Here is a 24,672-nt window from a genome sequence, read left to right on the forward strand (position 1 = left end):
CCGATCGTCCGTGGCCAAGAAGTCCGTCCAGGCAGCACCGGAAACCGAGGAACCGAAGCCGGTTTCGGCCACGGACAAGAAGGGGAAGGCCACGCCCAAGCGGCCCAACCAGTCGAAGGCCCGGCCGCCGGTGAACCCGCCGCTCACGAACAAGGAGAAGCGGGAGGCCGCCAAGAAGGCCGGCCCGCTCACCAAGGAGCAGAAGAAGCAGGCGCGCGAGGACGTCAGGGCCGAGCGCGCCCGCATCGCCGAGGGCCAGTGGAAGGGCGACCCGCTCTTCGACAAGTACCACCTCCCGCGCGACCGCGGCGCCGAACGGCTGCTCGTGCGCGACATCGTGGACTCGCGCTGGTCGATCGGGCAGTACTACATGTTCGCGGCGTTCGCGATCCTCATCCTGTCCACCGGCTCGGTCCAGCTCCAGAGCTACCTGTTCATCGCGCTGCTGGTCCTCACCGCCGCGATCGTGATCGAGTCGGTGCTCCTCACCCGCCGCGTCAAGCGCATCGTCCTCAGGCGATTCCCGAAGACCACGCAGCGCATGGGCGGCCTGTACTGGTACGCGATCCAGCGGGGCATCATGCCGCGCTCGATGCGCAACCCGCGCGCCCGCATGAGCTACAAGGCCACCGAGGACGACCTCGGCAAGATCGTCAAATGACGAGGCGGGGCCGCCCGGCCCCGCCGCTGCACGGCGATCGCGCCCGGGGTCGCTCGACTGTCCCTCCCCGGTCCCGATGGCTTACCCTCGATACTGACGTAGCCCTCTCTGACCCCGGAAAGTAGTCAACGTGGTTGATGTCGCGGCGGACTTGCGGGCGGGGCTGTTCCGCGCCCTCGGCCCACTCGATCGCGCCACCATGCGCCACGCCATCGCCGACACCGTCGCCCTCCAGCAGATCCGCGAAGAGGCGACGCTCCGGCTCGCCCGCCACGCCGCCGAGGCCGACCAGTCGCGGCTGCTCGGGGTGCGGGCCGTCATCCTCCGCGTCCTCGGCGACTTCGACGGCGCCGAGGTCGACGCCGCCGCGGCCGTCAAGTACGCCGAGGCCGTCGGCGCCGACCTGCTCCTGGCCCCCGCCCGCGCCCGCCTCGCCCAGATCCTGCGCGTGCGGGGCCGCTACGAGGAGGCCGACCAGCTGTTCGCGCTCGCCGAGGCCGGGGAGCTGCCGCGGACCCTCACCGGGGCCGTCCGCGCCTACGCCGGGCTCTCGTGCATCGCGCAGGGCCGCATCACCGAATCGCTCATCCACGTGCAGCGCGCCTCCGAGCAGAACCCGCACGGGTTCGTCATGCAGATCGTCGAGACCGCCCTCAGCCTCATCGAGGAGCACGCCGCGAAGTACGGGTTCGGCGCCCCGCCGCGCGGCTGGGCCGAGCGCGCCGGGTACCCCGCGCCCGAGCGGTTCCAGGACCCGCAGACCGGCCGCTTCGGGTACCTCGGGCACGACGGGCGGCCGGTCGTGCAGGCCGCGTTCAGCCAGGCCGGGGACTTCCGCGGCGGCGTCGCCGCCGTCTGCCAGGCCGACTGGGGCGCCATCGACCGCAACGGCACCGTCGTCGTGCCGATGCTCTACGGGTCCATGGAGACCCCCACCGCCGACGGGCGCACCGTCACCGGGTTCGTCAACGGCGTCGCCGTCGCCGGGCAGCGCGGGCGCGTCATCGCCGTCCACAAGACCGGCCGCGTCGTCGTCCCCCCGCGCTACCAGCGCGTCGAGGTCCACCCCGCGGGGTTCCTCGTCACCGACGGGTACTCGTGGGGCGCCCTCGGATTCGACGGCAACGAGCTCCTGCCCGTGCGCGGCGACCGCGGCGAGTCGCTGCGGCACCTCGACGCGGCCGTCTCGATCGACGACGGGCCCCTGTAGCCCGTGTGATGACGGTTGCTTTCGCCGCTAGCCGCTCGGCAGGTAGGCTCTGTACCCATGGAATTCCGTCATCTCGGCCGCTCCGGCCTCGTCATCTCCGAACTGGTCTACGGCAACTGGATCACCCACGGCGGGCAGGTGGAGGAGGACGCCGCCGTCGCGTGCGTGAACGCCGCCCTCGACGCCGGGATCACCACCTTCGACACCGCCGACGTGTACGCGCAGGGCGCCGCTGAAGAGGTCCTCGGCCGGGCCCTCAAGGACCAGCGCCGCGACGGCATCGAGATCTTCACCAAGGTCTACTGGCCGATGGGCCCGGGCAAGAACGACCGCGGCCTCTCGGCGAAGCACATCAAGGAGTCGATCAACAACTCCTTGACCCGTCTCCAGACCGACCGCGTCGAGCTGTACCAGGCGCACCGCTGGGACGTGGAGACCCCGCTCGAAGAGACCATGCAGGCGTTCGCCGACGTGGTCCACTCCGGGAAGGCCCACTACATCGGCGTGTCCGAGTGGACCGCCGAGCAGATCCGCGCCGCGGCCGCGCTCGCCAAGGAGCTGAAGATCCAGCTCGTGTCCTCGCAGCCGCAGTACTCGCTGCTGTGGCGGGTCATCGAGGAGGAGGTCGTGCCGGCGTCCGAGGAGCTGGGCATCGGCCAGATCGTGTGGTCCCCGCTCGCGGGCGGCGTGCTCTCGGGCAAGTACAAGCCGGGCCAGGCGGCCCCGGCGGGCTCGCGCGGCGCCGACCCGAAGTTCGGGCGGTTCGTCGAGGGCTGGCTCAAGGACGAGGTCCTGGAGCGCGTGCAGCAGCTCGGCCCGATCGCCGAGGACCTGGGCCTGACCATCGCGCAGCTGTCGCTCGCGTGGGTCCTCCAGAACTCGAACGTCTCGGCGGCGATCATCGGCGCGACCCGCCCCGAGCAGGTCGTGGAGAACATCAAGGCCGTCGGCGTGAAGCTGCCCGAGGACGTCTACGCCCGGATCAACGAGCTGTTCGCGCCGGTGTCGGTCACCGACCCGAAGGAGACGACGGCGCCGAACCCGCGCGCGTGACCGCCTTCTGATTCAGCTGGGGATCGGCCGCATCGAACCATTCGATGCGGCCGTCCCGTTTGAACCAGGAGCGCTGGCGGCGCACGAACCGGCGCGTGCCCTGCACGGTGAGCCGGAACGCCTCCTCCTCGGAGTACTCCCCCGCGAAGTGGGCGAGGACCTGCTGGTAGCCGAGGGCGCGTGAGGCGGTGCGGCCCTCGCGCAGGCCCTTCGATTCGAGGTCGCGGACCTCGTCGAGGAGCCCGGCGTCCCACATGTGCCGGACGCGCCGCTCGATGCGCTCGTCGAGGACGGGCGTGTCGAGGTCGACGCCGATGCGGACGGCCTCGATGTGGGCCTTCGGCTCGGGGAGCGAGGCGGTGAAGGAGCCGGTGAGCTCCACGACTTCGAGGGCGCGCACGACGCGTCGCCCGTTCGAGGGGAGGATCGCCTTCGCGGCCTCGGGGTCGCGGGCCTTCAGGCGCTCCCACAGCGCGGCGGAGCCGTCGCGCTCCAGGTCGGCTTCGAGGCGGGCGCGGATCGCGGGGTCGGTGCCGGGGAAGTCCATCTCGTCGAGCGCGGCCTGCACGTAGAGCCCGGAGCCGCCGACGAGGATCGGCCGGTTCCCGCGGGCGCGGATGTCGGCGATCGCCTCGCGGGCGAGGCGCTGGTATCCGGCGACGTCGGCCGCCTCGGTGACGTCGAGGACGTCGAACACGTGGTGGGGGACGCCGCGGCGCTCGGCCGCGGTGATCTTCGCGGTGCCGATGTCCATGCCGCGGTACAGCTGCATCGAGTCGGCGTTGACGACCTCCCCGCCCAGGGCCTCGGCGAGCGCGATCGACAGCGCCGTCTTCCCGGCCGCGGTGGGGCCTACGACGGCGATCACCGGCGGTTGTAGGGTTGGGTTGCCGCCGACTACGCTCCTCAACTGAACGACCCCCTCGGTTCGCGCGGCCCCCACCCGGCTGGCGGCGACCCGCCGACCACCGTAAGGTACGGGAAATACGTCCCTAAGTTCGTGTGAAGGATTTGAGATTACCGCGATGAGTGACCTCGGAGACTGGACCAGCTTCGGCCGCATCGACGCCGACGGCACGGTCTATGTGAAGACCTCCTCCGGCGAGCGCGCGGTCGGCTCGTGGCAGGCCGGCTCCACGGAAGAGGGGCTCGCGCACTTCGCGCGCAAGTACGCCGACCTCGTCGTGGAGGTCGATCTCATCGCCGCGCGCCTGAACTCGGAGTCCGCCGACGTCGAGCAGGCCGCCTCGCAGCTGCGCAAGCTCCGCGAGGGCCTGGACACGGCCGCGGTGGTCGGGGACGTCGAGGGCCTGGCGACCCGCCTCGACGGCCTCTCGAAGCACGCGGAGGACAAGCTCGGCGAGTTCAAGGCCGCCAAGGAGACCGAGCGCGCCGAGGCCGTCGCCGCCAAGGAGGCCCTGGTGGCCGAGGCGGAGGACCTGGCGTCGCGCGACAGCCACTGGAAGGCGTCCGGGCAGCGCTTCAGCGAGATGATCGAGGAGTGGAAGGCGATCCACGGGGTCGACCGGAAGACCGATCAGAAGCTGTGGCGGCGCTTCTCGGCCGCGCGCGACACGTTCACGCGCCACCGCGGGGCCTACTTCTCGCAGCTCGACGCCGAGCGCAAAGTGATCGGCTCGAAGAAGGAAGAGCTCATCGCCCGGGCCGAGGCGCTGTCGACCTCCACCGACTGGGGGCCCACCGCCGACGCGCTCAAGGGCCTCATGGCCGAGTGGAAAGAGGCCGGGCGGCTCGCCCCCGACGCCGAGCAGAAGGCCTGGAAGCGGTTCCGGGCGGCGCAGGACGTCTTCTTCAACGCGCGCTCCGAGGTGTTCTCGGCCCGCGACGCGGAGCTGGAGGCGAACCAGGCCGCGAAGGAGGAGCTGCTCAAGCAGGCCGAGGCCCTCGACATCGAGGCCGACCCGAAGGCCGCGCAGAACGCGTTCCGCGAGCTCCAGGCCGGGTGGCACGACATCGGCACGGTCCCGCGCAAGAACCAGGCGAAGCTTCAGCGGCGCCTGCGCAACGTCGAGGACAAGCTCCGCGACGCGCTCGACACCGCGTGGCGCAAGGTCCCGGTCGAGGAGAACCCGCTGCTGCTCCAGATGCGCCAGCAGGTCGCCGAGGCCGAGGAGAAGCTCGCCCGCGCGAAGGCCGACGGGAACGCGGGCCGGATCAAGAAGGCCGAGGCCGACTTGGCGAGCAAGAAGCAGTTCCTTCAATTGGCCGAGGGCTCCAAGTAGACGGAACCGGCTCTCCGGTGGACGGCGGTTTGGCGTTCGCGGACGGATCGGGATAATCGGATATGGGCTACGACGGCGTGGACCGCTACGGTCCGCGCCGTTCGCTCTGCCCCGCCCCCGACCGCGTCACCCCCGGACAGGAAGGCAGCCGCAATGACCCTCGAACCGCTCCCCCGCCAGTTCATCGACGCCGACCGGATCTTCAACCTCCGCGACCTGGGCGGCTGGGACGCCGCCGACGGCCGGAAGGTGCGGACCGGGCGGGTGTTCCGGTCCGACAACCTCGGCATGGTCACCGACGCCGACGTGGACCTGCTCGTGAACCGGCTCGGGATCAGGCACGTGATCGACCTGCGCCGGGGCGAGGAGCTGGAGGAGTACGGGCGCTTCCCCGAGACCGGCGGCGTCGAGTTCCACCACTTCGAGCTGCTGCACGTCAAGTGGGAGAACATCGGCAAGGACTACCCCGAGGGCGCGGACGTGGTGCCGTTCCTGCGGCAACGCTACTCGGCGATGCTCGAATCCGGGTACCGGAGCGTGAAGGACTCCCTCGACGTGATCGCCTCGGGCGAGCCGGTCCTGTTCCACTGCATGGCGGGCAAGGACCGGACCGGCCTGATCGCGGCGGCGCTGCTGTCGGCGCTCGGCGTCGGCGAGGAGGACATCGCCGCCGAGTACGCGCTGACCGAGTTCGGGATCGACCGGTGGCGGGCCTGGCGGGACGCGAACCTGGGGAGGCCCGGGTTCGAGTCGGGCCTGCGCACGCCCCCGGAGGCGATGCTGGAGACGCTCGCGGAGATGAAGGCCCGCTACGGGTCGATGGTCGACTACATCGCCGCGATCGAGTTCGATCAGTCGGATTCCCTTCGCGCGCAACTACTTGAGTGACGGCGTGCCCCCACCTGCCGTCACTTACCGGTCGGCAGGTGGGAAATCGGTTGCACGATGTCACAGGCCGCTCGTAGGTTTGAACAGTGGGCTCAGAGCGGTTGAAAACTCCAGAAGAATCCGACAATCCCCCCGAACAGAAGTCGGCGCTGACGAACCTGTGGCGGATGAAGAAGTACCTGCATCCGTACCGGTACCGCCTCGCGCTGCTGTGGTCGATGGTGCTCTTGAACATCGTCTCCGGCCTGGCGATCCCGCCCTTGGTCGGCCGTGCCATCGACGGGCCGATCGCGCACCGGGACATCCCCGGGCTGTGGGCGATCGTGGGCGTCATCGCCGTCCTCGGCGCCGCCGACGCGCTGCTCAACCTGGTGCGGCGCTACTTCCAGACCACCACCGCGATGGCCATCGAGGCCGACATCCGCGGCGCCCTGTACGAGCACCTCCAGGTGCTCCACACCGGGTTCCACGACCGGTGGCAGACCGGGCAGCTCCTCGCCCGCGTCACCTCCGACCTCGGCATGGTCCGGCGGTTCTTCGCCGGCGGCCTGGTCTTCGCGATCACCTCGGTCGGCATGATCGCCATCATCATGGGGCAGCTGCTGTTCATCGAATGGCGCCTGGCCCTCATCGTCCTCGCCACCGCGGTCCCGCTGCTCCTCATCGGCCGCAAGTTCTTCCGCGAGTACCTCCCCGCGGCCAGGTCCGAGCAGGACCAGTCCGGCGAGGTCTCCAGCGCCGCAGAGGAGTCGGCGCTCGGCATCCGCGCCATCAAGGCGCTCGGGCGCGGCCCGCTCATGGCCGCCCGCTTCGAGAAGGAGGCCGAGGAGCTGCGGTCCCGCTCGATCTTCAAGAGCATGATCGCGTCCCGGTCCTGGTCGGGCTACGACGCCATCGCCACCGCCGGCGTCGGCGGCGTCCTCGTGCTCGGCTCGACCATGGTCGCCGGCGGGTCCCTGTCCGTGGGCGACCTGACCGCGTTCATCATGCTCCAGCTCGCGCTCCTGTGGCCGATCGAGGCCTCGGGCTGGGTCATGGCCCACGGCAACGAGGCCATGACCGCCGCCGACCGCGTCTACGACGTGTTCGACACCGAGCCGGCCATCAAGGACCGCCCGAACGCCAAGGTGATCGACCGCAGCGAGGTCCGCGGCGAGCTCGTCTTCGAGGACGTGCGGTTCGCGTTCGAGGACGACTCGCGCGAGATCCTCGCGGGCGTCGACCTGCGCGTCAAGCCCGGCGAGACCGTCGCCATCGCGGGCAAGACCGGCTCGGGCAAGACCACGCTCGTGTCCCTGCCCTCGCGCCTGAACGACCCCACCGCCGGACGGATCCTCCTGGACGGCACCGACATCCGCGACCTCAAGCTGGAGAACCTCCGCTCGGTCGTGACCACCGCGTTCGAGGAGGCGACGCTGTTCTCCATGAGCGTCCGCGAGAACCTCGCCCTCGGACGCCCCGGTGCCAGCGAAGCGGACCTCGAAGAGGCCGTGCGCGTCGCCCAGGCCGAGTTCGTCTACGACCTGCCGTACGGCCTCGACACCCGCATCGGCGAGCAGGGCCTGTCCCTGTCCGGCGGCCAGCGCCAGCGCCTCGCGCTCGCCCGCGCCGTCGTCGTGCGCCCCGCGGTGCTCGTCCTCGACGACCCGCTGTCCGCGCTCGACGTGCACACCGAGGAGCTGGTGGAGCGCGCGCTCGCGCAGGTCCTGCGGGACACGACCGCGCTGGTCGTGGTCCACCGGCCGTCCACCGTGGCCCTGGCCGACAAGGTGGCGCTGCTCCACGAGGGCCGGATCGCGGCGTTCGGGAAGCACTCCGAGCTGATGGCGTCCAGTCCCGAGTACGTCGACGTGCTGTCGGCCGAGTCCGAGGAGGTTGCGGCGTGACCGTCACCGAGACCGAGAAGCCCGACAAGCACGCGGCGTGGCGCGGGCGCGCGGAGTCCGCGGAGGCGGACCGCACCAGCGCCGAAGTGGACGACGCCGAGTCGATCAAGGAGCTGCGGCAGAAGAGCCGGGCGCTGCTGGGCTGGATGATGCGCCCGCACAAGAAGGGGATCGCGTTCCTGTGCGCGATCCTGGTGGTGCAGAACTTCACGAGCATGGCGACGCCGCTGCTGGTCATGTTCGGGATCGACAACGCGATCCCGGCGATATCCGAGCGCGGCGACTACACGATGCTCGTCGGGATCGCGGTCGTGTTCGCGCTCGTGTCGGTCCTGAAGTACGTGTGCGTGCGGCTGTACATCGCGCAGTCGGCGAAGGTCGGCAACGCGATGCTGTTCGCGCTGCGCAGCAGGGTGTTCCGCAAGTTCCAGGACCTGTCGGTGTCGTTCCACGAGCGGTTCACGTCGGGGCGCGTGACGGCCCGGCAGTCCTCGGACATGGAGTCGATCCGGGAGATGACGGAGAACGGCGTCGACGACCTGGTGCTGGCGGCGTTGAACGTCGTGACGATCACGATCGTGATGCTGGTGATCGACCCGATGCTGGCGGCGGTGTCGCTGCTGACGTTCCCGCTGATGCTGCTGCTGGGCCGCTGGTTCAGCAAGGTGTCGGCGGTGGCGTACCGCAAGGCGCGCGAGACCGTGGCGCTCTTGATCGTGTACTTCGTGGAGTCGATGGGCGGGGTGCGCGCGGTGCAGGCGTACCGGCGCGAGCCGCGCGACCGGGAGCTGTTCGCGGGGCTGAACACCGACAACCAGTTCGCGCAGGCGAAGGGGCACCAGCAGAACGCGTTCATGTCGGGCGGGATGCGCGGCATCGGGCACCTGGCGACGGTGGTGGTGCTGCTGTTCGGCGGCTGGCAGGTCATGCAGGGGAACACCGAGCTCGGCGTGCTGGCGGCGTTCCTGCTGTACATGAAGCGGTTCTTCGACCCGCTGAACGAGCTGGTGCAGTTCTACAACGTGCTCCAGTCGGCGACCTCGGCGCTGGAGAAGCTCTCGGGCGTGCTCGACGAGCCGGTGGAGGTGCCGGAGCCGTTGGAGCCGAAGGCGATCGCGTCGCCGCGCGGCGAGCTGCGGTTCGACGCGGTGGAGTTCCGGTACCGGGAGGACCAGGTGGTCCTGCCGGGGCTGGACCTGCGCGTGCCGGGAGGGCAGACGCTGGCGCTGGTGGGCGCGACGGGCGCGGGGAAGACGACGATCGCGAAGCTGGTGAGCCGGTTCTACGACCCGGGTTCGGGGTCGGTGTCGCTCGACGGCGTGGACCTGCGGGACCTGTCGGAGGCGGACCTGCGCGGGAACATCGTCATGATCACGCAGGAGAACTTCCTGTTCAACGGCACGATCGCGGAGAACATCGAGCTGGGGAGGCCGGGGGCGTCGCGGGAGCGGATCGTGGAGGCGGCGAAGGTCGTCGGCGCGCACGAGTTCATCGACGCGCTGCCCGACGGGTACGACACGCACGTGCGCAAGCGCGGCGGGCGCCTGTCGGCGGGGCAGCGGCAGCTGGTGGTGTTCGCGCGGGCGTTCCTGGCGGACCCGCGGGTGCTCATCCTGGACGAGGCGACGTCGTCGCTGGACATCCCGTCGGAGCGGCTGGTGCAGCGGGCGTTGCGCACGATCCTGGCCGACCGCACGGCGATCATCATCGCCCACCGCCTCTCCACTGTGGAGATCGCGGACCGGGTGCTGGTCCTGGAGCACGGCCGGATCATCGAGGACGGCCGCCCCGACGAGCTGATCGACCGCGGCGGCGAGTACGCGACGCTGCACCGGCAGTGGGAGGACTCGCTGGTCTAGGCCGGTGCTAGGAGGCGGTGACGACGTAGTAGTCGAGCCAGCCGTTCTCGTAGCAGCGCAGCAGGTTCCGGCCCCATGAGTCCTTGTACTCGGTCTGGGCGACCCAGCGGTCGAACTGGTGCCACACGTGGCCGCCGATGGATTCGGCGGCCACGTGCGCGAATCCGGCCCGCTCCAGGTCGGTGGTGAAGGCGCCGAGGGAGTGGACCACGTCGACGCCGGAGGCGACGGTCTCCAACAGGTCGGCGAGCGGGCCCTCGCCGGAGTCCACGGGCGCGAAGAACGTGGCGGACGCGAAGTGGCCGCCGGGCCTGATGACGCGGCGGGCCTCGCGGGCCACGGCACCGAGGTCGTCCACGTGCTGGAGGGCCTCGACGGAGTAGGCGCCGTCGAAGGAGTCGTCGGGGAACGGCAGCTCGGTGGCCGAACCCTCCTGGAACGACAGGCGCCCCGAGAGCCGTTCGAGCGCTTCGGCGTTGGCGTCGGCGGCGCGGGCGAGCTGGGCCTTCGAGCGGTCGAGGCCCGTGGCGTAGGCCGCGTACTCGCGGGCGACGAGCGCGGTCCCCACGCCGATGCCGCAGCCGATCTCCAGCAGCTGTACCCCTGGGGGCGTGGGGATCCGGGCGAGGGTCTGCCGGTACAGCTCGGCCTGGCTGGCGGTGCGCTCGGCGAGCGTGATGTCGCGGCCGGGCGCGAGATCGCCCCAGTACCCGTAGTTGATGAACGACCCCGAGAACAGCGACAGCGAACTCAAGTCCAGTTCGCCGTACATGAGGTCGCGCTTGGCCTGTACGTCGATTTCCTGTTCCATCGCCCGATTCTGGCACGGGCGGCCGACGGCCGCCTCATGCGCCGGGCCGGGAGCCGGTCAGCAGGTGCCGCAGCCGGGGGCGTCCTGCTTCGGCAAGGGCTTCTTGCCGATCGAGGGCATGCCGAGGCTGACGCCGGGGAGCTTGGTGGCCTTGCCGGAGGCCCACGCGTCGCCCGCCTTCGTCTTGCGGTGCTTGAGGACCGGGCCGTCGGCGACGAGGTGGTGCGGGGCGCCGTAGGTGACCGCGGTGGTGACGACGTCGCCGGGGCGCACGCCCTCGGCGTTCCCCGTCGGGTCCGATTCGGAAGGCGTGACGGTGAAGTGGACCAGGCGGCCGTCGCGGGCGCGGCCCGAGAGGCGGCCGGTGGCCTCGTCCTTGCGGCCGTCGCCGACGGTGACGAGCACCTCGACCTCGGCGCCTTCGAGCTTGCGGTTCTCCTCCCAGGAGACGCGCTCCTGGAGCTCGACGAGCCGCTCGTACCGCTCCTGGACGACGGCCTTGGGGATCTGGTCGGCCATCGTGGCGGCGGGCGTGCCGGGCCTGATCGAGTACTGGAACGTGAACGCGCTGGAGAAGCGCGCTTGCTCGACCACGTCGAGGGTGGCCTGGAAGTCCTCCTCGGTCTCGCCGGGGAAGCCCACGATGATGTCGGTGGTGATGGCCGCGTCGGGCATCGCCGCGCGGACCTTGCCGAGGATCTCCAGGTACGCGGCCGACCGGTAGGACCGGCGCATCTCCTTGAGCACGCGGTCGGAGCCGGACTGGAGCGGCATGTGCAGCTGGTGGCAGACGTTCGGGGTCTCGGCCATCGCCGCGATCACGTCGTCGGTGAAGTTCTTCGGGTGCGGGCTGGTGAAGCGCACGCGCTCCAGGCCCTCGATCTCCCCGCACGCGCGCAGGAGCTTCCCGAAGGCGAGCTTGTCGCCGAACTCGACGCCGTACGTGTTCACGTTCTGGCCCAGCAGGGTCACCTCGGAGACGCCCTCGTCGACGAGCGCCTGGACCTCGGCGAGGATCTCGCCGGGGCGACGGTCCTTCTCCTTGCCCCGCAGCGAGGGCACGATGCAGAACGTGCAGGTGTTGTTGCAGCCCACGGAGATCGAGACCCAGCCCGAGTAGGTCGAGTCGCGCTTGGTGGGGAGGGCGGAGGGGAACGTCTCCAGCGACTCCAGGATCTCCACCTCGGCGGCGCGGTTGTGGCGGGCGCGCTCCAGGAGGACCGGGAGCGAGCCGATGTTGTGCGTGCCGAAGACCGCGTCGACCCAGGGGGCGCGCTTGACGATCTCGCCGCGGTCCTTCTGCGCCAGGCAGCCGCCCACCGCGATCTGCATGTCGGGGTTGGCGCGCTTCGCGGGCGCGAGGTGGCTCAGGTTGCCGTACAGCTTGTTGTCGGCGTTCTCGCGCACCGCGCAGGTGTTGAACACGACCAGGTCCGGCGCCGACTCCCCCTCGACCGGGACGTAGCCCGCCGCTTCGAGCAGGCCCCCGATGCGCTCGGAGTCGTGCACGTTCATCTGACAGCCGTACGTCTTCACCTGGTACGTCTTCACACCGTTCACAGCCACACCCCCAGGATAGACGCGAGGCCGGTCACACGTTGAGGGCCGGGAGCGCGACGGCATGGTGACGCTCCGCAGTCGATCCACCGCCCACAGTGCACTGTCTTCCGTCCGCCTGTTCACAACCTTTCACAGAGTGCGCGATGTTCACCCTGATTGTTCACGGTAAAGCCAGCAAGTCGCACAAACTTATTGTTGTCCGGTCTTGTGCGGCTCTCACCGTCCTTATAAGGTGGCCTGCGTGCCGCCTGATCCCCCACGAGACGGTGGCTTCCCCACCAAAGACCCCACGAGCCTCTCTTATCATCATTTCCATTCAAGGAAGAACATGCGCCTCAAATCCACCACCGGCGCGGTCTTGGCCGCTGCCGCCCTGCTCGCGACCGGTGCCTGTGTCTCGGAAGACACGAACGAAGCCTCCTCCGACAGCGCCCTCTCCGGCTCGGGCACGGGAGCTGACTGCACCATCGACGAGACCGTCAAGATCGGCGCCGTCTTCAGCCTCACCGAAGCAGCCGCGTTCGCCGGCACCTATCAGCAAGAGGGCCTTGCGCTGGGCTTCGAAGAACTCAACGCCGCCGGGGGCATCACCTACGAGGTGATCCAGGAGGACGACAAGACCAGCGTCGAGGACTCCGTCGCCGCGTTCGGGAAGCTCATCGACCGCGACGAGGTGTCCGCCATTGTCGGCCCGACCCTCTCCAACATGGCCTTCACGACCTACACCGACGCCGAGAGCGCCGGCGTCCCCGCGCTCGGCGTCTCCACGACCGCGGAGGGCATCCCGGAGATGGGCGACTACATCTTCCGCGCCTCGCTGCCCGAGGAAGTGGCCCTCGCCGCGTCCATCCCCGCCGCCAAGGAGGCCCTGGGCCTGACCAAGGTCGCGGTCCTCTACGACAACGCCGACGAGTTCACCACCTCCGCGGCGAACACGATCAAGGACGTCCTCAACGACGAGAACATCGAGATCGTCGCCGAGGAGACCTTCGAGACCGCCGACACCGACTTCGCGGCGCAGCTCACCTCCGTGCTCGAAGCCGAGCCGGACGCCGTCATCCTTTCGGCCCTGCCCGGCGCGACCGTCCCGCTCGTCAAGCAGGCCCGCAACCTCGGCATCGAGGCCCCCATCGTCGGCGGCAACGCCTTCAACTCCCCCGTCCTCGTCGGCGCCCTCGAAGACGCGTCCGAGGGCCTCATCGTCGGCGGCGCCTGGAGCGCGGCCTCCGACACCACCGGGAACGCCGAGTTCATCGCGAACTACACCGAGAAGTACGGCCGCGCGCCCGACCAGTTCGCCGCCCAGGCGTACACCGCCGCGTACCTCCTCGACCAGGCGATCCGCGCCGACTGCGACGCGAACCGCGAGGCCATCAAGGACAACCTCGGCCAGATCCTCGAATACGACTCCATCCTCGGCCCGATCTCGATCGACGAGGGCGGCGAGGTCACTCAGGAGCCCGTGGTCCAGATCGTCCACGACGGCGCCTTCACGCTGCTGTAACCGCTTCGCCGGGACCCCGGCGGACCCCCTTCCCCACCACTCCACAGGAATCCAGACATGCTGCAACAGTTGGCGAACGGCGTGTTCGCAGGCTCGATCTACGCGCTCTTCGCGATCGGCTTCACGCTCGTGTTCGGCGTGCTCCGACATCTGAACCTCGCCCATCCGGCGGTGTTCACGGCCGGGGCGTTCATCGGCATCGAGGTCGCGGCGCGGACCGCGATCCCGATCTGGATCCTGTTCCCGGTGGTGGCCCTGTTCGGGGCGCTCGCCGGGGTCCTGGTGGAGCGCATCGCGTTCCGGCCGCTGCGCGGCCGGGACGACGAGCACTTCGCCGGCCTCATCTCCTCCGTCGCGCTCGGCGGCGTCGTCATCGCGCTCCTCCAGGCGCGCTACGGCACCGACCCGCAGCACTTCGCGGCGGACTACTTCCCCAACCGGCTCTTCGAGGTCGCCGGCGTCAGGGTCACCCTGACGCAGCTGGTGACGCTCGGCCTCGCGCTGGTCCTCATGCTCGGCCTCGCCTGGCTCGTCTCGGCCACCTCGCTGGGCCGGTCCATGCGGGCCGTCGCGGAGAACCCGACCGCGGCGAAGGTCCTCGGCGTCAACGTGGGGCGGGTGACGGCGGGGACGTACGCGCTCTCGTCGGCGCTCGGCACCGTCGCCGGGGCCCTCCTCGCGCTCAACCTCGGCCAGGCCGGGCGCGACCTCGGCGCCTCGATCGAGCTGGTCGGCTTCGCCGTCATCATCCTCGGCGGCCTCGGCTCTTTGTGGGGCGCCATGGCCGCCGGGGTGGTGCTCGGCGTCGCCGAGGCCCTCACGATCCACCTGTTCGACTCCACCTGGAAGAGCATGGTCGCGTTCGCGCTGCTCTTCGCCGTGCTCGTGCTGCGCCCGAGGGGCCTCTTCGGCCACGTCAAGGTCAGGGAGGTCTGATGCTCGCCGGATACGACGCCCTCATCACCACGATCGCGCTCGGCGCGATCCTCGCCTACTCCTTCCACGTGGTCCTCATGGCCGGGCAGCTCAGCCTCGGCCAGGCCGGGTTCGCGTCCCTCGCGGCCTACGTCTCGACGCTCGTGGTCCCGACCGAGCCCATCGCCGGATCGATCTCCCCCGTCATCGTGGGCCTGCCCATGGGGGCGCTCGTCGGCGCCGCCGCCGCGTTCGTCGTGGGCCTGCCGGTGCTGCGCCTGCGCGGCGTGTTCCTCGCTATCGCGACCATCGCGTCCGCGGAGATGATCCGCGTGCTCATCAACAACGCCGAGTGGACGAACGGCGCCCTCGGCATGCGCCTGGACCGGTGGGTGACCTTCGACTTCGCGTGGGCCGTCGTCGCGGTCCTCGCGTACCTGTTCTGGCGGCTCGGGCCCTCCCGCTCGGGCCGCGCGTTCGCCGCCGTCCGCGAGGACGAGCTCGCCGCCGGGTCCATGGGCGTCGACGTCGCCCGCACCCGCATGGCCTCGTTCGTCGCCTCCGGCGCCATCGCCGGCGTCTACGGCGTCATGTTCGCGTACTTCTTCGGCCGCATCACGCCCGTCTCGTTCGACTTCAGCCTCACCGTGAGCGGCCTCGTCACCGCAGTCCTCGGCGGCTACCTCGTGTTCTTCGGTCCCGTCCTCGGCGCCGTGTTCCTCGGCGCCGTCCCGGAAGTGCAGAACGCCCTCGGCCTCGAAGCGGGCTGGATCCACCCGCTCGTCACCGGCGTGCTCCTGCTCGCCGTGATCCTGTTCCTCCCCGGCGGCCTGTCGACCCTGTTCGCGCGGCTGCGACCCGCGCCGGCGCGGCCCGGCCCCGACTACGCGCCCCTCGACGCCCTCGACCCGCTCCCCGACCCCGGGACGCCCCTCGCCTCCGTGACCGGCCTCGCCAAGAGCTACGGCGCCGTCAACGCCGTGCGCGGCGTCGACCTGGAGATCCGCGCCGGGGAAGTCCTCGGCGTCATCGGCCCCAACGGCGCCGGGAAGACCACCCTCGTCAACATGATCTCCGGCCTCGAACCCCCCACTGCCGGAGAGGGAACCGTCCTCGGCGTCCCGATCGGCTCGCGCCCCCACCGCTTCGCGCAGGCCGGGGTGAGTCGGACCTTCCAGCACTCCAAGCTGTTCGAGCGCCTCACCGTCCTCGACAACGTCCTCGTCGGCACGCACGTCGTCAGCCGCTCCACGTACCTGCGCCGCCTCCTGTGGCTCCCCTCGGCCCGCCGCGACGAGCGCCGCGCCCTCGCGCTCGCCTGGGCCCAGCTGGAACGCGTCGGCCTCGCCGACCGCGCCGCCGCCCGCCCCGGCGCCCTCTCCTACGGCGACCGCCGCCGCCTGGAGATCGCCCGCGCCCTCGCGGCCCACCCCACCCTGCTCATCCTCGACGAGCCCGCCGCGGGCATGAACCACGTCGAGGCGCTCGAACTCGCCGGGCTCATCCGCGGCCTCGCCGACGACGGCGTCACCGTCCTGTTCATCGAGCACAACGTGAAGATGGTCCTCGACGCCTGCACCCGCCTCGTCGTCCTCGACTTCGGCGAGGTCATCGCCGAGGGCGAGCCGCGCGAGGTCGCCGCCGACCCGCGGGTCGTCGAGGCGTACCTGGGCACCGAGCACGAGGAGTCCGAACATGTCTGAACCGATCCTCGAAGTGGAGTCGCTCAAGGTCGCCTACGGGCGCGTGCAGGCCGTCAGGGACGTGTCCTTCAGCGTCCCCGAAGGCGGCCTCCTCGCCCTCGTCGGCGCCAACGGCGCGGGCAAGAGCTCCGTGCTCGCCGCCGCCTCCGGCCTGGTCCGCCCCGCCGCGGGCCGCATCCGCTTCCAAGGCGAGGACGTCACCCGCCGCCCCGCGCACCGCCGCGTCGCCGCCGGGCTCGTCCTCGTCCCCGAAGGGCGCCAGATCCTCGGCACCCTCACCGTCGCCGAGAACTTGCTCCTCGGCGCGCACCGGCGCCGCCGCCAGGCGGCCCCCGAATCCGAGATGTACGACCTGTTCCCCGTCCTGGCCGAGCGGCGGGCCCTGCCCGCCGGGTCGCTGTCGGGCGGCGAGCAGCAGATGCTGGCGATCGCGCGCGCGATGATCGCCAGGCCGCGGGTCGTCCTGCTGGACGAGCCCTCGATGGGGCTGGCCCCCAAGATGGTCGACGAGGTCTTCGCGGTCATCGAGAAGATCCGCGCCTCGGGCGTGACCGTCGTGCTGGTCGAGCAGAACGCCCGCCGGGCGCTGCGCGCGGCCGACACCGGGCACGTCCTGGAGACCGGGGAGATCGCCCACAGCGGCCCCGCCTCCGAACTCCTGCAAGACCCCCGAGTCGTGAAAGCCTATCTGGGCGTCGAGTAGCGCCGCGCCCGCCGAAGGAACCCCTGAGATGAACGATGAGCTAGCCGAGTCCCCGCCTTCGCAGTCGAAGCGGCGCCCGCGCGGCGGCCCCTGGTCCCGCATGAGAATCCGGACCAAGCTGACGATCATGCTGCTCGTCCCGGCGCTCACCCTGGCCGGGATGGTAGCGCTCCGCCTGGTCGAGTCGGCGGACGAGGCGCGCGACATCGGCGCGACCGCCGACGCCGTCGAGCTCGCCCGGGACGTCAACGCCGTGATCGTCGCGATCCAGGCCGAGCGCAAGGACGCCGCCCGGCTCGTGTACCAGGAGCAGACCGGCGTCACCGACGTCGAGTCCATCCAGAACTCGTTCGCGGGCAACGAGACCGACACCGGCGCGGCGCTCGACGCGCTCGCCGCGACCCGTGCCTCCCTCGCCCTCGACGACGAGTCGGAGGCGCTCCTCGACCGCGCCGACGCGCCGCTGGAGCGGCTCGGCATCGCCCGCGAGGCCGTCCGCGACGGCTCCGTCGCCGCCGTCCACCTCACGGTGTACAACTCCGTGGTCTCCCGCCTCGCGGCCGTCCTCGACCACGTCGTCGACCTCGCCGGGACCTCGGAGCTGACCCGGACCGTGCGCACCGCCGCGCTCCTGGCCGCGATCGACGAGTCCTCCGAGCAGATCCGCATGCTCGTGCTCTCGCTCGAAGACGGCCGCCCGCTCGCGGGCAAGCACCGGACCTTCATGCGGCTCACCGCCGCCCGCGAGGAGTCCCTCGCCGAGTACCGCCGCATGCTCGCCCAGACCGACCCCGACGCCGCCGTCTTCGAGGTGGGCGGCCTCGGCGCCGCCGACGCCCGCGAGGCCAACGCGTTCGAGAGCACCATCGCGGGCTCGCGATCCGACGAAGAGCAGGAGGTCGAGCACTACGCGCTCATGGCCGCGTACGACGCCCGCCACGCGGCGACCACGGAGCTCGTGACCGCCTCGTTCGACGAGGCGACCGCGGAGGCCGAAGCCGTCAGCGCCGCCGCGATCCGAAGGCTCGCAACGGAATCGATCATCGCGATCGTGGCGCTCGCCATCGCGTTCCTCATCGCGTTCACCATCGGCCGCTCGGTCACGCGGGGTCTGCGCGACCTGTCGGGCTCGGCCCGGCAGATCGCCATGGTCGACCTGCCGCAGGCCGTCAAGCGCGTCGACCAGCAGCAGGGCCTCGGCGGGCTCAGCCCGTTCGAGTACGCCGCCCGCACGACCCCGCCCATGCAGGTCCGCGGCGACGACGAGCTCAGCGAGGTCGGCGAGGCGTTCAACATCGTCCACCGCGAGGCCATCCGCGTCTCCGCGCAGCAGGCGCTCCTGCGGTACCACGTCGGCGCGATCTTCGTGCGCCTCGCCCGCCGCGGCCACTCGCTCACCGGGCGGCTCACCGCCGAACTCGACGCGGCGGAGCAGAACGAGCAGGACCCCGAGCGGCTCCAGCGGCTGTTCCGCCTCGACCACCTCGCGTCGCTCATCGGGCGCGCCAACGACTCCCTGCTGGTCCTCGGCGGCTCCTCGGCCGCGAAGGTCCGCACCACCGACGCCTCGCTCGACGACGTGCTCATCGCGGCCCAGAGCCGCATCGAGTACTACACGCGCATCGAGGCCGCGGCCGACGAGGGCGCGTGGGTCAAGGCCGACCACGTCGACGACGTCGTGCAGCTCCTCGCCGAGCTCATGGACAACGCCACCCGCTATTCGGAGTCGGCCGCCGAGATCACCGCCCGGGTCCTCACCGGGAAGGTCATCATCCAGGTGCGCGACCACGGCATCGGCATCGAGCCCGACCGGATGGAGCGGTTCAACGACCGCCTCCGCCGCGATACCCCGGTGGACCTGGAGGCCATGCAGGCCATGGGGCTCACCGTGGTCGGCTTCCTCGCCGGGCGGCACGGCATCGAAGTCGAGCTGCGGCCCTCGATCGGCGGCGGCGTCGTCGCCGAGATCGCCGTGCCCGGCACGCTGCTCTCGTTCACCCCGCCGCCGCGCAGCCAGCGCCCGGAGAACCTCACGGGCACCGCGGCCGGGGCGCGGACCGTGCCGCTGCCGCGGCCCCGCCGCAACGCTCCGCTGTTCGGCCGCCCCGACGGCGCCGACGCCGCGCCGCCCCAGGTCCCGGGGCAGCGTCAGCCCGCCAAGCACGTTGCGCCCGAACCGAAGGCGCTCCCCGCGGGTCCGAGCCCGCGTGTCTCCGCTGTGGACGACACGCGCCCGCTCCCGGTACTCTCCTCCTCGACGACGGCCGTGCTCTCCGAGCTCCCGGAGATCAAGTTCGACGTGACCGTGGTGCACGCCGACCCGTCCCTGCGGGCCGGTCATGCACTGCCCCAACCGAAGAAACCGCCCGCGTTCGGGCCGAACGGCCTGCCGCGGCGGGACCCGATGACGAATCTGGTCCCCGGCGCGGTCGCCCCCAGCCCGGGTCAGGACGGCATGGTCATCGAGCGCAACCCCCGGAGCATCGGCGCGACGTACTCCGCGTACGCCCGCGGCCTTTCGAGCAGCAGGACCGCTGGACCCCAAAATGAGAAATGACCCGGAGAACGATCATGAACACCACTAGTGCGCAACTGGACTTCCTTCTCAACGACTTCGTCGGCCGGGTGCCCCACGTGACGCACGTGATCGCCGTGGCCGCCGACGGCCTGCTCATCGCCTCGAACAACACGCTGCCGCGCGACGAGGCCGAGCGCCTCTCCGCCATCGCCTCGGGTCTGACGAGCCTCCTCGCCGGTGCGGCCCGGTCGCTCCAGGCCGACCCGGTCATCTCCAACCTCACGGAGATGAACGGCGGCTTCATGTTCTCGATGTCCGTGTCGAGCGGCGCCAGCATCCTCGCCCTCGCCGGCCTCAACTGCGACATCGGCCAGGTCGGCCACGAACTCGCCAACCTCATCAACCAGGTCGGCCCGGCCCTCACCCCCGCCGCCCGCCAGGTCTACGCCGCCCAATACCAGCAGCACTGACCGACAAGCGAAGAGGCCGGAAGCCGCTCCGCGGCTTCCGGCCTCAGGTTTGCAGGTCCACAGTTTTATGAACCACAGGCCTATAAGCGGTCAGGCGGCCTTCGAAAGCTGCGAGACGCGCTGTCAGGGGCCATGTGCCAGACGATGGCGATCGGTGCGGTATCGGCCTCGGCGACGCCGAGGCAGTCGAGGTAGTCGCGGACCATCTCCTCTGCGCCTCCAGCGGTGGTCGACTGGGTGACGCCAACACCGGGGACGTCGAGTTCCCACCGGCCGTGCACTCGCGTCGCAGTGACGGTGTATTCCTTCATCGCAACCACCCCTCCTCCAGGCATTCCATATGCCTGATGATGCTGGCACAGATGCCGGGACTAGATGGTCTCGGTGTTCTCTGGCGGTCTCATGACTTCGATGTCGGTCCGGACGAAGTCGTCGCCGACGCAGAGGATCGGCCAGCCGAGTTCGGCGGCGATGCCGTAGACGATGCAGTCGCCGAAGTTCAGTTTGGCGGGATGTCGCCCTTTGCCGAACCGGCGCCATGATTCGAGCGCCCGTTCGGCCGACTTGGCCGTCACATCGACGATGTCGATCTCCGCGTCGCGGACGAACCGAGCCGCGATTCCGGTCTCGCGCGGACCGAAACGGGACTCCAGGACCATGCTCAGCTCAAGATAGGTCGCCGCGGGCATGACCGCCGCGGTCGTCTTCTTGAGCGCCTCGGCCAGCCAGTCGGCGCCTGGTTCGCCGCTCAGGATCGCGACCGCGGCGGAAGCGTCCACGACGAGGAAGTCTGCTTCGGTCACGTGGGCAGGCCGTTCTCGTCGTATCCCAGGATCTCGTCGGCGGTGCGGTCGTCGACCACCGGCAGTTCCCGCAGCTCGGCGCGCAGCGCGTCGAGTCGGTGGCCGATGCGTCGGGAGCGGGTGCCGTGCGTCTGCCGCTCCAGGCGTTCGCGGATCGCCTTCTCGACGGCCTCCGTCAGGGATTCGCCGGTGGCCGCGACCAGCTCGCGCGCGAGCCGGTCGGCCTCGGCGCTTTTGATGCTCAGTGCCATGTCTGGAATTCTACCGCTGGTTCTCGAAATCTAGAATCAATGCGCCGCGGCCTCGGAAACGCCGGTGGGCCGGGAGTCGCGAAGCGGCTCCCGGCCCACCGGTCGAGGTGCTGAAAACCTAGGCGGTTTCCGTGATCTTGCGCTGGACCCAGGGCATGAGGTCGCGCATCTTCTTGCCGACCTCTTCGAGCTGGTTGTCGGTCTGGACGGCCTGGAGCTTCTTGAAGTTCTCGCGCTTCTCGGACTCGGCGACCCACTCCTTGGCGAAGGTGCCGTCCTGGATCTCGCCGAGGATGCGCTTCATCTCCTTGCGGGTGTCGTCGTTGATGATGCGCGAGCCGCGGGAGACGCCGCCGTACTCGGCGGTGTCGGAGACGGAGTACCACATGTTGGTGAGGCCGCCCTCGTAGATCATGTCCACGATGAGCTTGAGCTCGTGGAGGCACTCGAAGTAGGCGGCCTCGGGCGCGTAGCCCGCTTCCACCAGGGTCTCGAAGCCGGCGCGGATGAGCTCGGCGGTGCCGCCGCAGAGGACGACCTGCTCGCCGAACAGGTCGGTCTCGGTCTCCTCCTTGAAGGTGGTCTTGAGGACGCCGGCGCGGGTGCCGCCGATGGCCTTCGCGTAGGAGAGGGCGACGGCCTGGGTGTCGCCGGACGGGTCCTGCTCGACCGCGACGAGGGCGGGGACGCCCTTGCCGTCGACGAACTGGCGGCGGACCATGTGGCCCGGGCCCTTCGGGGCGACCATGGCGACGTTGACGTCCGCGGGGGCCTGGATCAGGTCGTAGCGGATGTTGAAGCCGTGGCCGAAGAACAGGGAGTTCCCGGCGGACAGGTTCGGCGCGATCTCGTCGGCGTACAGCTTGGCCTGCACGGTGTCGGGGACGAGGATCATGATGACGTCGGCCCACGCGGCGGCCTCGGCCGGGGTGAGCACCTTCAGGCCCGCCTCCTCGGCCTTCGGGCGGGACTTCGACCCTTCCTGGAGGCCGATGACGACCTCGACGCCGGAGTCCCGCAGGCTCAGCGAGTGGGCGTGGCCCTGCGAGCCGTAGCCGAGGACGGCGACCTTCTTGCCCTGGATGAGGGCCAGGTCGGCGTCGTCGTCGTAGAACACTTCAGCGGACATGCAAATGCTTCCTTCTTGACTAGCTATTCGGTGAGACGTAGCGCGACAGCGAGGCCATCGATTTGGCCCCCCGCCCGAGTGCGACCGTCCCCGACTGGACGAGCTCCTTGATCCCGAACGGCTCCAGGACTTCCAGGAACGCCTCGATCTTGTCGTGGTTCCCGGTGACCTCGAAGGTGACCGTGTCGGGTGTGACGTCGACCGAGCGGGCCTTGAACAGCTCGGCGGCCGCGATCACCTGGCCGCGGGTGGCGGCGTCGGCGCGGACCTTCACCAGCAGCAGTTCGCGCTGCACGGAGGCGCCCGCTTCGAGTTCCACGATCTTGAGGACGTGGACGAGCTTGTTGAGCTGCTTGGTGACCTGCTCCAGCGAGCCCGCCTCGACGTCGACCACGATGGTGATGCGGCTGACGCCGGGGTGCTCGGTCAGCCCGACGGCGAGGGACTCGATGTTGAAGCCGCGCCTGGAGAACAGGGCGGCGACCCGGGCGAGGACGCCCGGCTTGTTCTCGACGAGGACGGACAGCGTGTGCTTGCTCATCTCAGATCTCGCCCTCGTCGTCGAAGTTGGGGCGCACGTCGCGCGCGTAGAGGATCTCGTCGTTGGAGACCCCGGCGGGGACCATCGGCCACACCATGGCGTCGGGGCCGACGGTGAAGTCCACGACGACGGGCCGGTCGTTGATCGCGTTGGCCTGGGCGATGACCGCGTCCACTTCCTCGGGGGTCTCGGCGCGCAGGCCGACGCAGCCGAGGGCCTCGGCGAGCTTCACGAAGTCGGGGATGCGCGGGGACGCCTCGGAGTGGTGCGTCGACAGGTTCGTGTTGGAGTACCGCTTGTCGTAGAACAGGGTCTGCCACTGGCGCACCATGCCGAGGTTGCCGTTGTTGATGACGGCGACCTTGATCGGGATGCCCTCGACCGCGCAGGTCGCGAGCTCCTGGTTGGTCATCTGGAAGCACCCGTCGCCGTCGACGGCCCACACGGTGCGGCCCATCTCGCCGAGCTTGGCGCCCATGGCAGCCGGGACGGCGAAGCCCATGGTGCCCAGGCCGCCCGAGTTGAGGAACGTCCCGGGGGTCTCGTACTTGATGAACTGGGAGGCCCACATCTGGTGCTGGCCCACGCCCGCGGTCCAGATGGTGTCCTCGGGGGCGAGGGCGCCCAGGCGCTCGATGACGTACTGCGGGGACAGCAGGCCGTCGTCGATGTCGGTGTAGCCCAGCGGATACCGGCCGCGCAGGTCGTCGAGGGTCTCCCACCAGGTCTTCAGGCGCTCCTTGCCGGGGTCGGCGTACGCCTCCGTCATGGCGGCGATGGCGGCGCGACAGTCGCCCACGATCGGCACGTCCACTTCGCGGTTCTTGCCGATCTCGGCCGGGTCGATGTCGACGTGGACGATCTTCGCCTCGGGCGCGAACGAGTCGAGCTTGCCGGTGACGCGGTCGTCGAAGCGCGCGCCCAGGGCGACGATGAGGTCGGACTTCTGGAGCGCGTGGACGGCGGGCACCGAGCCGTGCATGCCGGGCATGCCCAGGTGCTGCGGGTGCGAGTCGGGGAAGGCGCCGCGGGCCATCAGGGTGGTGATGACGGGCGCGCCGGTCAGTTCGGCGAGCTCGCGCAGCTCGGCGTGGGCGCCGGACTTGACGACGCCGCCGCCGACGTAGAGCACGGGGCGCTTGGCCTCGGCGATGAGCGCGGCGGCCTCGCGGATCTGCTTGCCGTGCGGCTGCGTCGTGGGCCGGTACCCGGGCAGGTCCATCTTGGGCGGCCACACGAAGGGGGCGGAGCCCGACAGGATGTCCTTGGGGATGTCGACGAGGACGGGCCCGGGGCGGCCGGTCGAGGCCACGTGGAAGGCCTCGGCGAGCACGCGCGGGATCTCCTCGCCGGTGGTCACCAGGTACGAGTGCTTGGTGATCGGCATGGTGATGCCGACGATGTCGGCCTCCTGGAACGCGTCGGTGCCGATCGCGGTCGAGGCGACCTGGCCGGTGATGGCGACGATCGGGACGGAGTCCATGTGGGCGTCGGCGAGCGGCGTCACCAGGTTGGTCGCGCCGGGGCCGGAGGTCGCCATGCACACGCCGACGCGGCCGGTGGCGAGCGCGTAGCCCTGGGCGGCGTGGCCGGCGCCCTGCTCGTGGCGGACGAGGACGTGGCGCACCTTCTCGGAGTCCAGGAGCGGGTCGTAGGCCGGGAGGATCGCGCCGCCCGGGATGCCGAAGACCGCCTCGACTTCGAGCTCTTCGAGGGCGCGGACGACGGCCTGCGCCCCGGTGAGGACGGGCGCGGCGGCGGGAGCGCCGAGCGGGGGTGCGGGCCTGGGTGCCTTCGGCCTCGCGGGCTGAGCTTTGGCAGCCTGCGTCCCCGCCGATCCGGCCTGCGGGCCTGGCTTGGGTGCCTTCACTGGTGTGCTCATGTCCTTCGTCCAATAGGGAGATGTGGCTGGTTCGACATGCGGCGTCGTTCCCCGGGCAGAAAAAATCGCCCGCGTGCTAGGA

General features: G+C 70.4%; 22 protein-coding genes. 13 read left to right on the forward strand and 9 right to left on the reverse strand.

Features of this window, described 5'->3' with window-relative positions; genetic code table 11:
- The first annotated feature begins 10 nt into the window (after positions 1-10).
- The 3 genes from B0I28_RS15845 (at position 11) to B0I28_RS15855 (ending at position 2,924) form a co-directional block, all read left to right on the forward strand.
- Complete coding sequence (locus tag B0I28_RS15845; RefSeq protein WP_181245812.1) at positions 11-661, forward strand: DUF3043 domain-containing protein; 651 nt, start codon at positions 11-13, stop codon at positions 659-661.
- A gap of 130 nt (positions 662-791) precedes the next feature.
- Positions 792-1,871, forward strand: a complete 1,080-nt coding sequence (locus B0I28_RS15850; RefSeq protein ID WP_146148125.1) for a WG repeat-containing protein — start codon at positions 792-794, stop codon at positions 1,869-1,871.
- Positions 1,872-1,928: 57 nt separating this feature from the next.
- Positions 1,929-2,924 carry an aldo/keto reductase family protein gene (locus tag B0I28_RS15855; RefSeq protein ID WP_106364832.1) on the forward strand — a complete coding sequence of 332 codons (996 nt, stop codon included), beginning with the start codon at positions 1,929-1,931 and terminating at the stop codon, positions 2,922-2,924.
- Here B0I28_RS15855 and miaA read toward each other — a convergent pair.
- Positions 2,881-3,834, reverse strand: a complete 954-nt coding sequence (gene miaA / locus B0I28_RS15860; protein ID WP_342761226.1) for a tRNA (adenosine(37)-N6)-dimethylallyltransferase MiaA — start codon at positions 3,832-3,834, stop codon at positions 2,881-2,883. The genes B0I28_RS15855 and miaA overlap by 44 nt on opposite strands.
- Before the next feature lie 115 nt (positions 3,835-3,949).
- Here miaA and B0I28_RS15865 point away from each other — a divergent pair, with 115 nt between their 5' ends.
- From B0I28_RS15865 to B0I28_RS15880, 4 genes are all read left to right on the forward strand, one after another.
- Positions 3,950-5,167 carry a DUF349 domain-containing protein gene (locus B0I28_RS15865; protein WP_106364834.1) on the forward strand — a complete coding sequence of 406 codons (1,218 nt, stop codon included), beginning with the start codon at positions 3,950-3,952 and terminating at the stop codon, positions 5,165-5,167.
- Positions 5,168-5,320: 153 nt separating this feature from the next.
- Positions 5,321-6,055, forward strand: coding sequence for a tyrosine-protein phosphatase (locus tag B0I28_RS15870; RefSeq protein WP_106364835.1), 735 nt, complete (start codon positions 5,321-5,323; stop codon positions 6,053-6,055).
- Between the two features lie 167 nt (positions 6,056-6,222).
- Positions 6,223-7,941: an ABC transporter ATP-binding protein gene (locus B0I28_RS15875; RefSeq protein WP_106364836.1), complete on the forward strand. Its 1,719-nt coding sequence runs from the start codon at positions 6,223-6,225 to the stop codon at positions 7,939-7,941.
- Positions 7,938-9,800 (forward strand): ABC transporter ATP-binding protein, encoded by a 1,863-nt coding sequence (locus tag B0I28_RS15880; RefSeq protein WP_106364837.1) that lies wholly within the window; start codon positions 7,938-7,940, stop codon positions 9,798-9,800. Before B0I28_RS15875 ends, B0I28_RS15880 begins: the two co-directional genes overlap by 4 nt.
- A 7-nt stretch (positions 9,801-9,807) precedes the next feature.
- Here B0I28_RS15880 and B0I28_RS15885 read toward each other — a convergent pair whose 3' ends face one another.
- Both B0I28_RS15885 and miaB read right to left on the reverse strand, forming a co-directional pair.
- Positions 9,808-10,611, reverse strand: a complete 804-nt coding sequence (locus B0I28_RS15885) for a class I SAM-dependent methyltransferase (protein ID WP_106364838.1) — start codon at positions 10,609-10,611, stop codon at positions 9,808-9,810.
- Positions 10,612-10,668: 57 nt separating this feature from the next.
- Positions 10,669-12,234: a tRNA (N6-isopentenyl adenosine(37)-C2)-methylthiotransferase MiaB gene (miaB, locus tag B0I28_RS15890; protein ID WP_106364839.1), complete on the reverse strand. Its 1,566-nt coding sequence runs from the start codon at positions 12,232-12,234 to the stop codon at positions 10,669-10,671.
- A gap of 265 nt (positions 12,235-12,499) precedes the next feature.
- Here miaB and B0I28_RS15895 point away from each other — a divergent pair, with 265 nt between their 5' ends.
- Genes B0I28_RS15895 through B0I28_RS15920 form a run of 6 tightly spaced genes read left to right on the forward strand, consistent with a single transcriptional unit; the run spans position 12,500 to position 19,984 of the window.
- Complete coding sequence (locus B0I28_RS15895; RefSeq protein ID WP_106364840.1) at positions 12,500-13,675, forward strand: ABC transporter substrate-binding protein; 1,176 nt, start codon at positions 12,500-12,502, stop codon at positions 13,673-13,675.
- A gap of 57 nt (positions 13,676-13,732) precedes the next feature.
- Positions 13,733-14,611, forward strand: coding sequence for a branched-chain amino acid ABC transporter permease (locus B0I28_RS15900; RefSeq protein ID WP_219926799.1), 879 nt, complete (start codon positions 13,733-13,735; stop codon positions 14,609-14,611).
- Positions 14,611-16,293 carry a branched-chain amino acid ABC transporter ATP-binding protein/permease gene (locus tag B0I28_RS15905; RefSeq protein ID WP_106364841.1) on the forward strand — a complete coding sequence of 561 codons (1,683 nt, stop codon included), beginning with the start codon at positions 14,611-14,613 and terminating at the stop codon, positions 16,291-16,293. Before B0I28_RS15900 ends, B0I28_RS15905 begins: the two co-directional genes overlap by 1 nt.
- Positions 16,286-16,996 carry an ABC transporter ATP-binding protein gene (locus B0I28_RS15910; protein ID WP_106364842.1) on the forward strand — a complete coding sequence of 237 codons (711 nt, stop codon included), beginning with the start codon at positions 16,286-16,288 and terminating at the stop codon, positions 16,994-16,996. Before B0I28_RS15905 ends, B0I28_RS15910 begins: the two co-directional genes overlap by 8 nt.
- 28 nt (positions 16,997-17,024) lie before the next feature.
- A complete protein-coding gene (locus B0I28_RS15915) occupies positions 17,025-19,553 on the forward strand; it encodes a sensor histidine kinase (protein WP_106364843.1) in 2,529 nt (842 codons plus the stop codon).
- A 14-nt stretch (positions 19,554-19,567) separates the two neighbouring features.
- Positions 19,568-19,984 (forward strand): roadblock/LC7 domain-containing protein, encoded by a 417-nt coding sequence (locus B0I28_RS15920; protein ID WP_106365138.1) that lies wholly within the window; start codon positions 19,568-19,570, stop codon positions 19,982-19,984.
- Between the two features lie 80 nt (positions 19,985-20,064).
- On the opposite strand, the gene B0I28_RS15925 is transcribed toward B0I28_RS15920, so the two are convergent.
- The 6 genes from B0I28_RS15925 to B0I28_RS15950 all read right to left on the reverse strand — a co-directional run bounded on the left by B0I28_RS15925 (position 20,065) and on the right by B0I28_RS15950 (position 24,590).
- Positions 20,065-20,295: a hypothetical protein gene (locus tag B0I28_RS15925; protein ID WP_106364844.1), complete on the reverse strand. Its 231-nt coding sequence runs from the start codon at positions 20,293-20,295 to the stop codon at positions 20,065-20,067.
- A 60-nt stretch (positions 20,296-20,355) separates the two neighbouring features.
- Positions 20,356-20,787, reverse strand: coding sequence for a type II toxin-antitoxin system VapC family toxin (locus tag B0I28_RS15930; protein WP_181245813.1), 432 nt, complete (start codon positions 20,785-20,787; stop codon positions 20,356-20,358).
- A complete protein-coding gene (locus B0I28_RS15935; protein WP_106364846.1) occupies positions 20,784-21,038 on the reverse strand; it encodes a type II toxin-antitoxin system VapB family antitoxin in 255 nt (84 codons plus the stop codon). The genes B0I28_RS15930 and B0I28_RS15935 overlap by 4 nt, the downstream gene beginning before the upstream one ends.
- Positions 21,039-21,156: 118 nt before the next feature.
- Positions 21,157-22,167 carry a ketol-acid reductoisomerase gene (gene ilvC / locus B0I28_RS15940; RefSeq protein ID WP_106364847.1) on the reverse strand — a complete coding sequence of 337 codons (1,011 nt, stop codon included), beginning with the start codon at positions 22,165-22,167 and terminating at the stop codon, positions 21,157-21,159.
- A 19-nt stretch (positions 22,168-22,186) separates the two neighbouring features.
- Positions 22,187-22,708 (reverse strand): acetolactate synthase small subunit, encoded by a 522-nt coding sequence (gene ilvN / locus B0I28_RS15945; protein WP_106364848.1) that lies wholly within the window; start codon positions 22,706-22,708, stop codon positions 22,187-22,189.
- A gap of 1 nt (position 22,709) precedes the next feature.
- Positions 22,710-24,590, reverse strand: a complete 1,881-nt coding sequence (locus tag B0I28_RS15950) for an acetolactate synthase large subunit (RefSeq protein ID WP_106364849.1) — start codon at positions 24,588-24,590, stop codon at positions 22,710-22,712.
- Between the last annotated feature and the right edge of the window lie 82 nt (positions 24,591-24,672).

Origin of the sequence: Glycomyces artemisiae, assembly GCF_003002955.1 — a bacterium.
Taxonomy (GTDB): domain Bacteria; phylum Actinomycetota; class Actinomycetes; order Mycobacteriales; family Micromonosporaceae; genus Glycomyces; species Glycomyces artemisiae.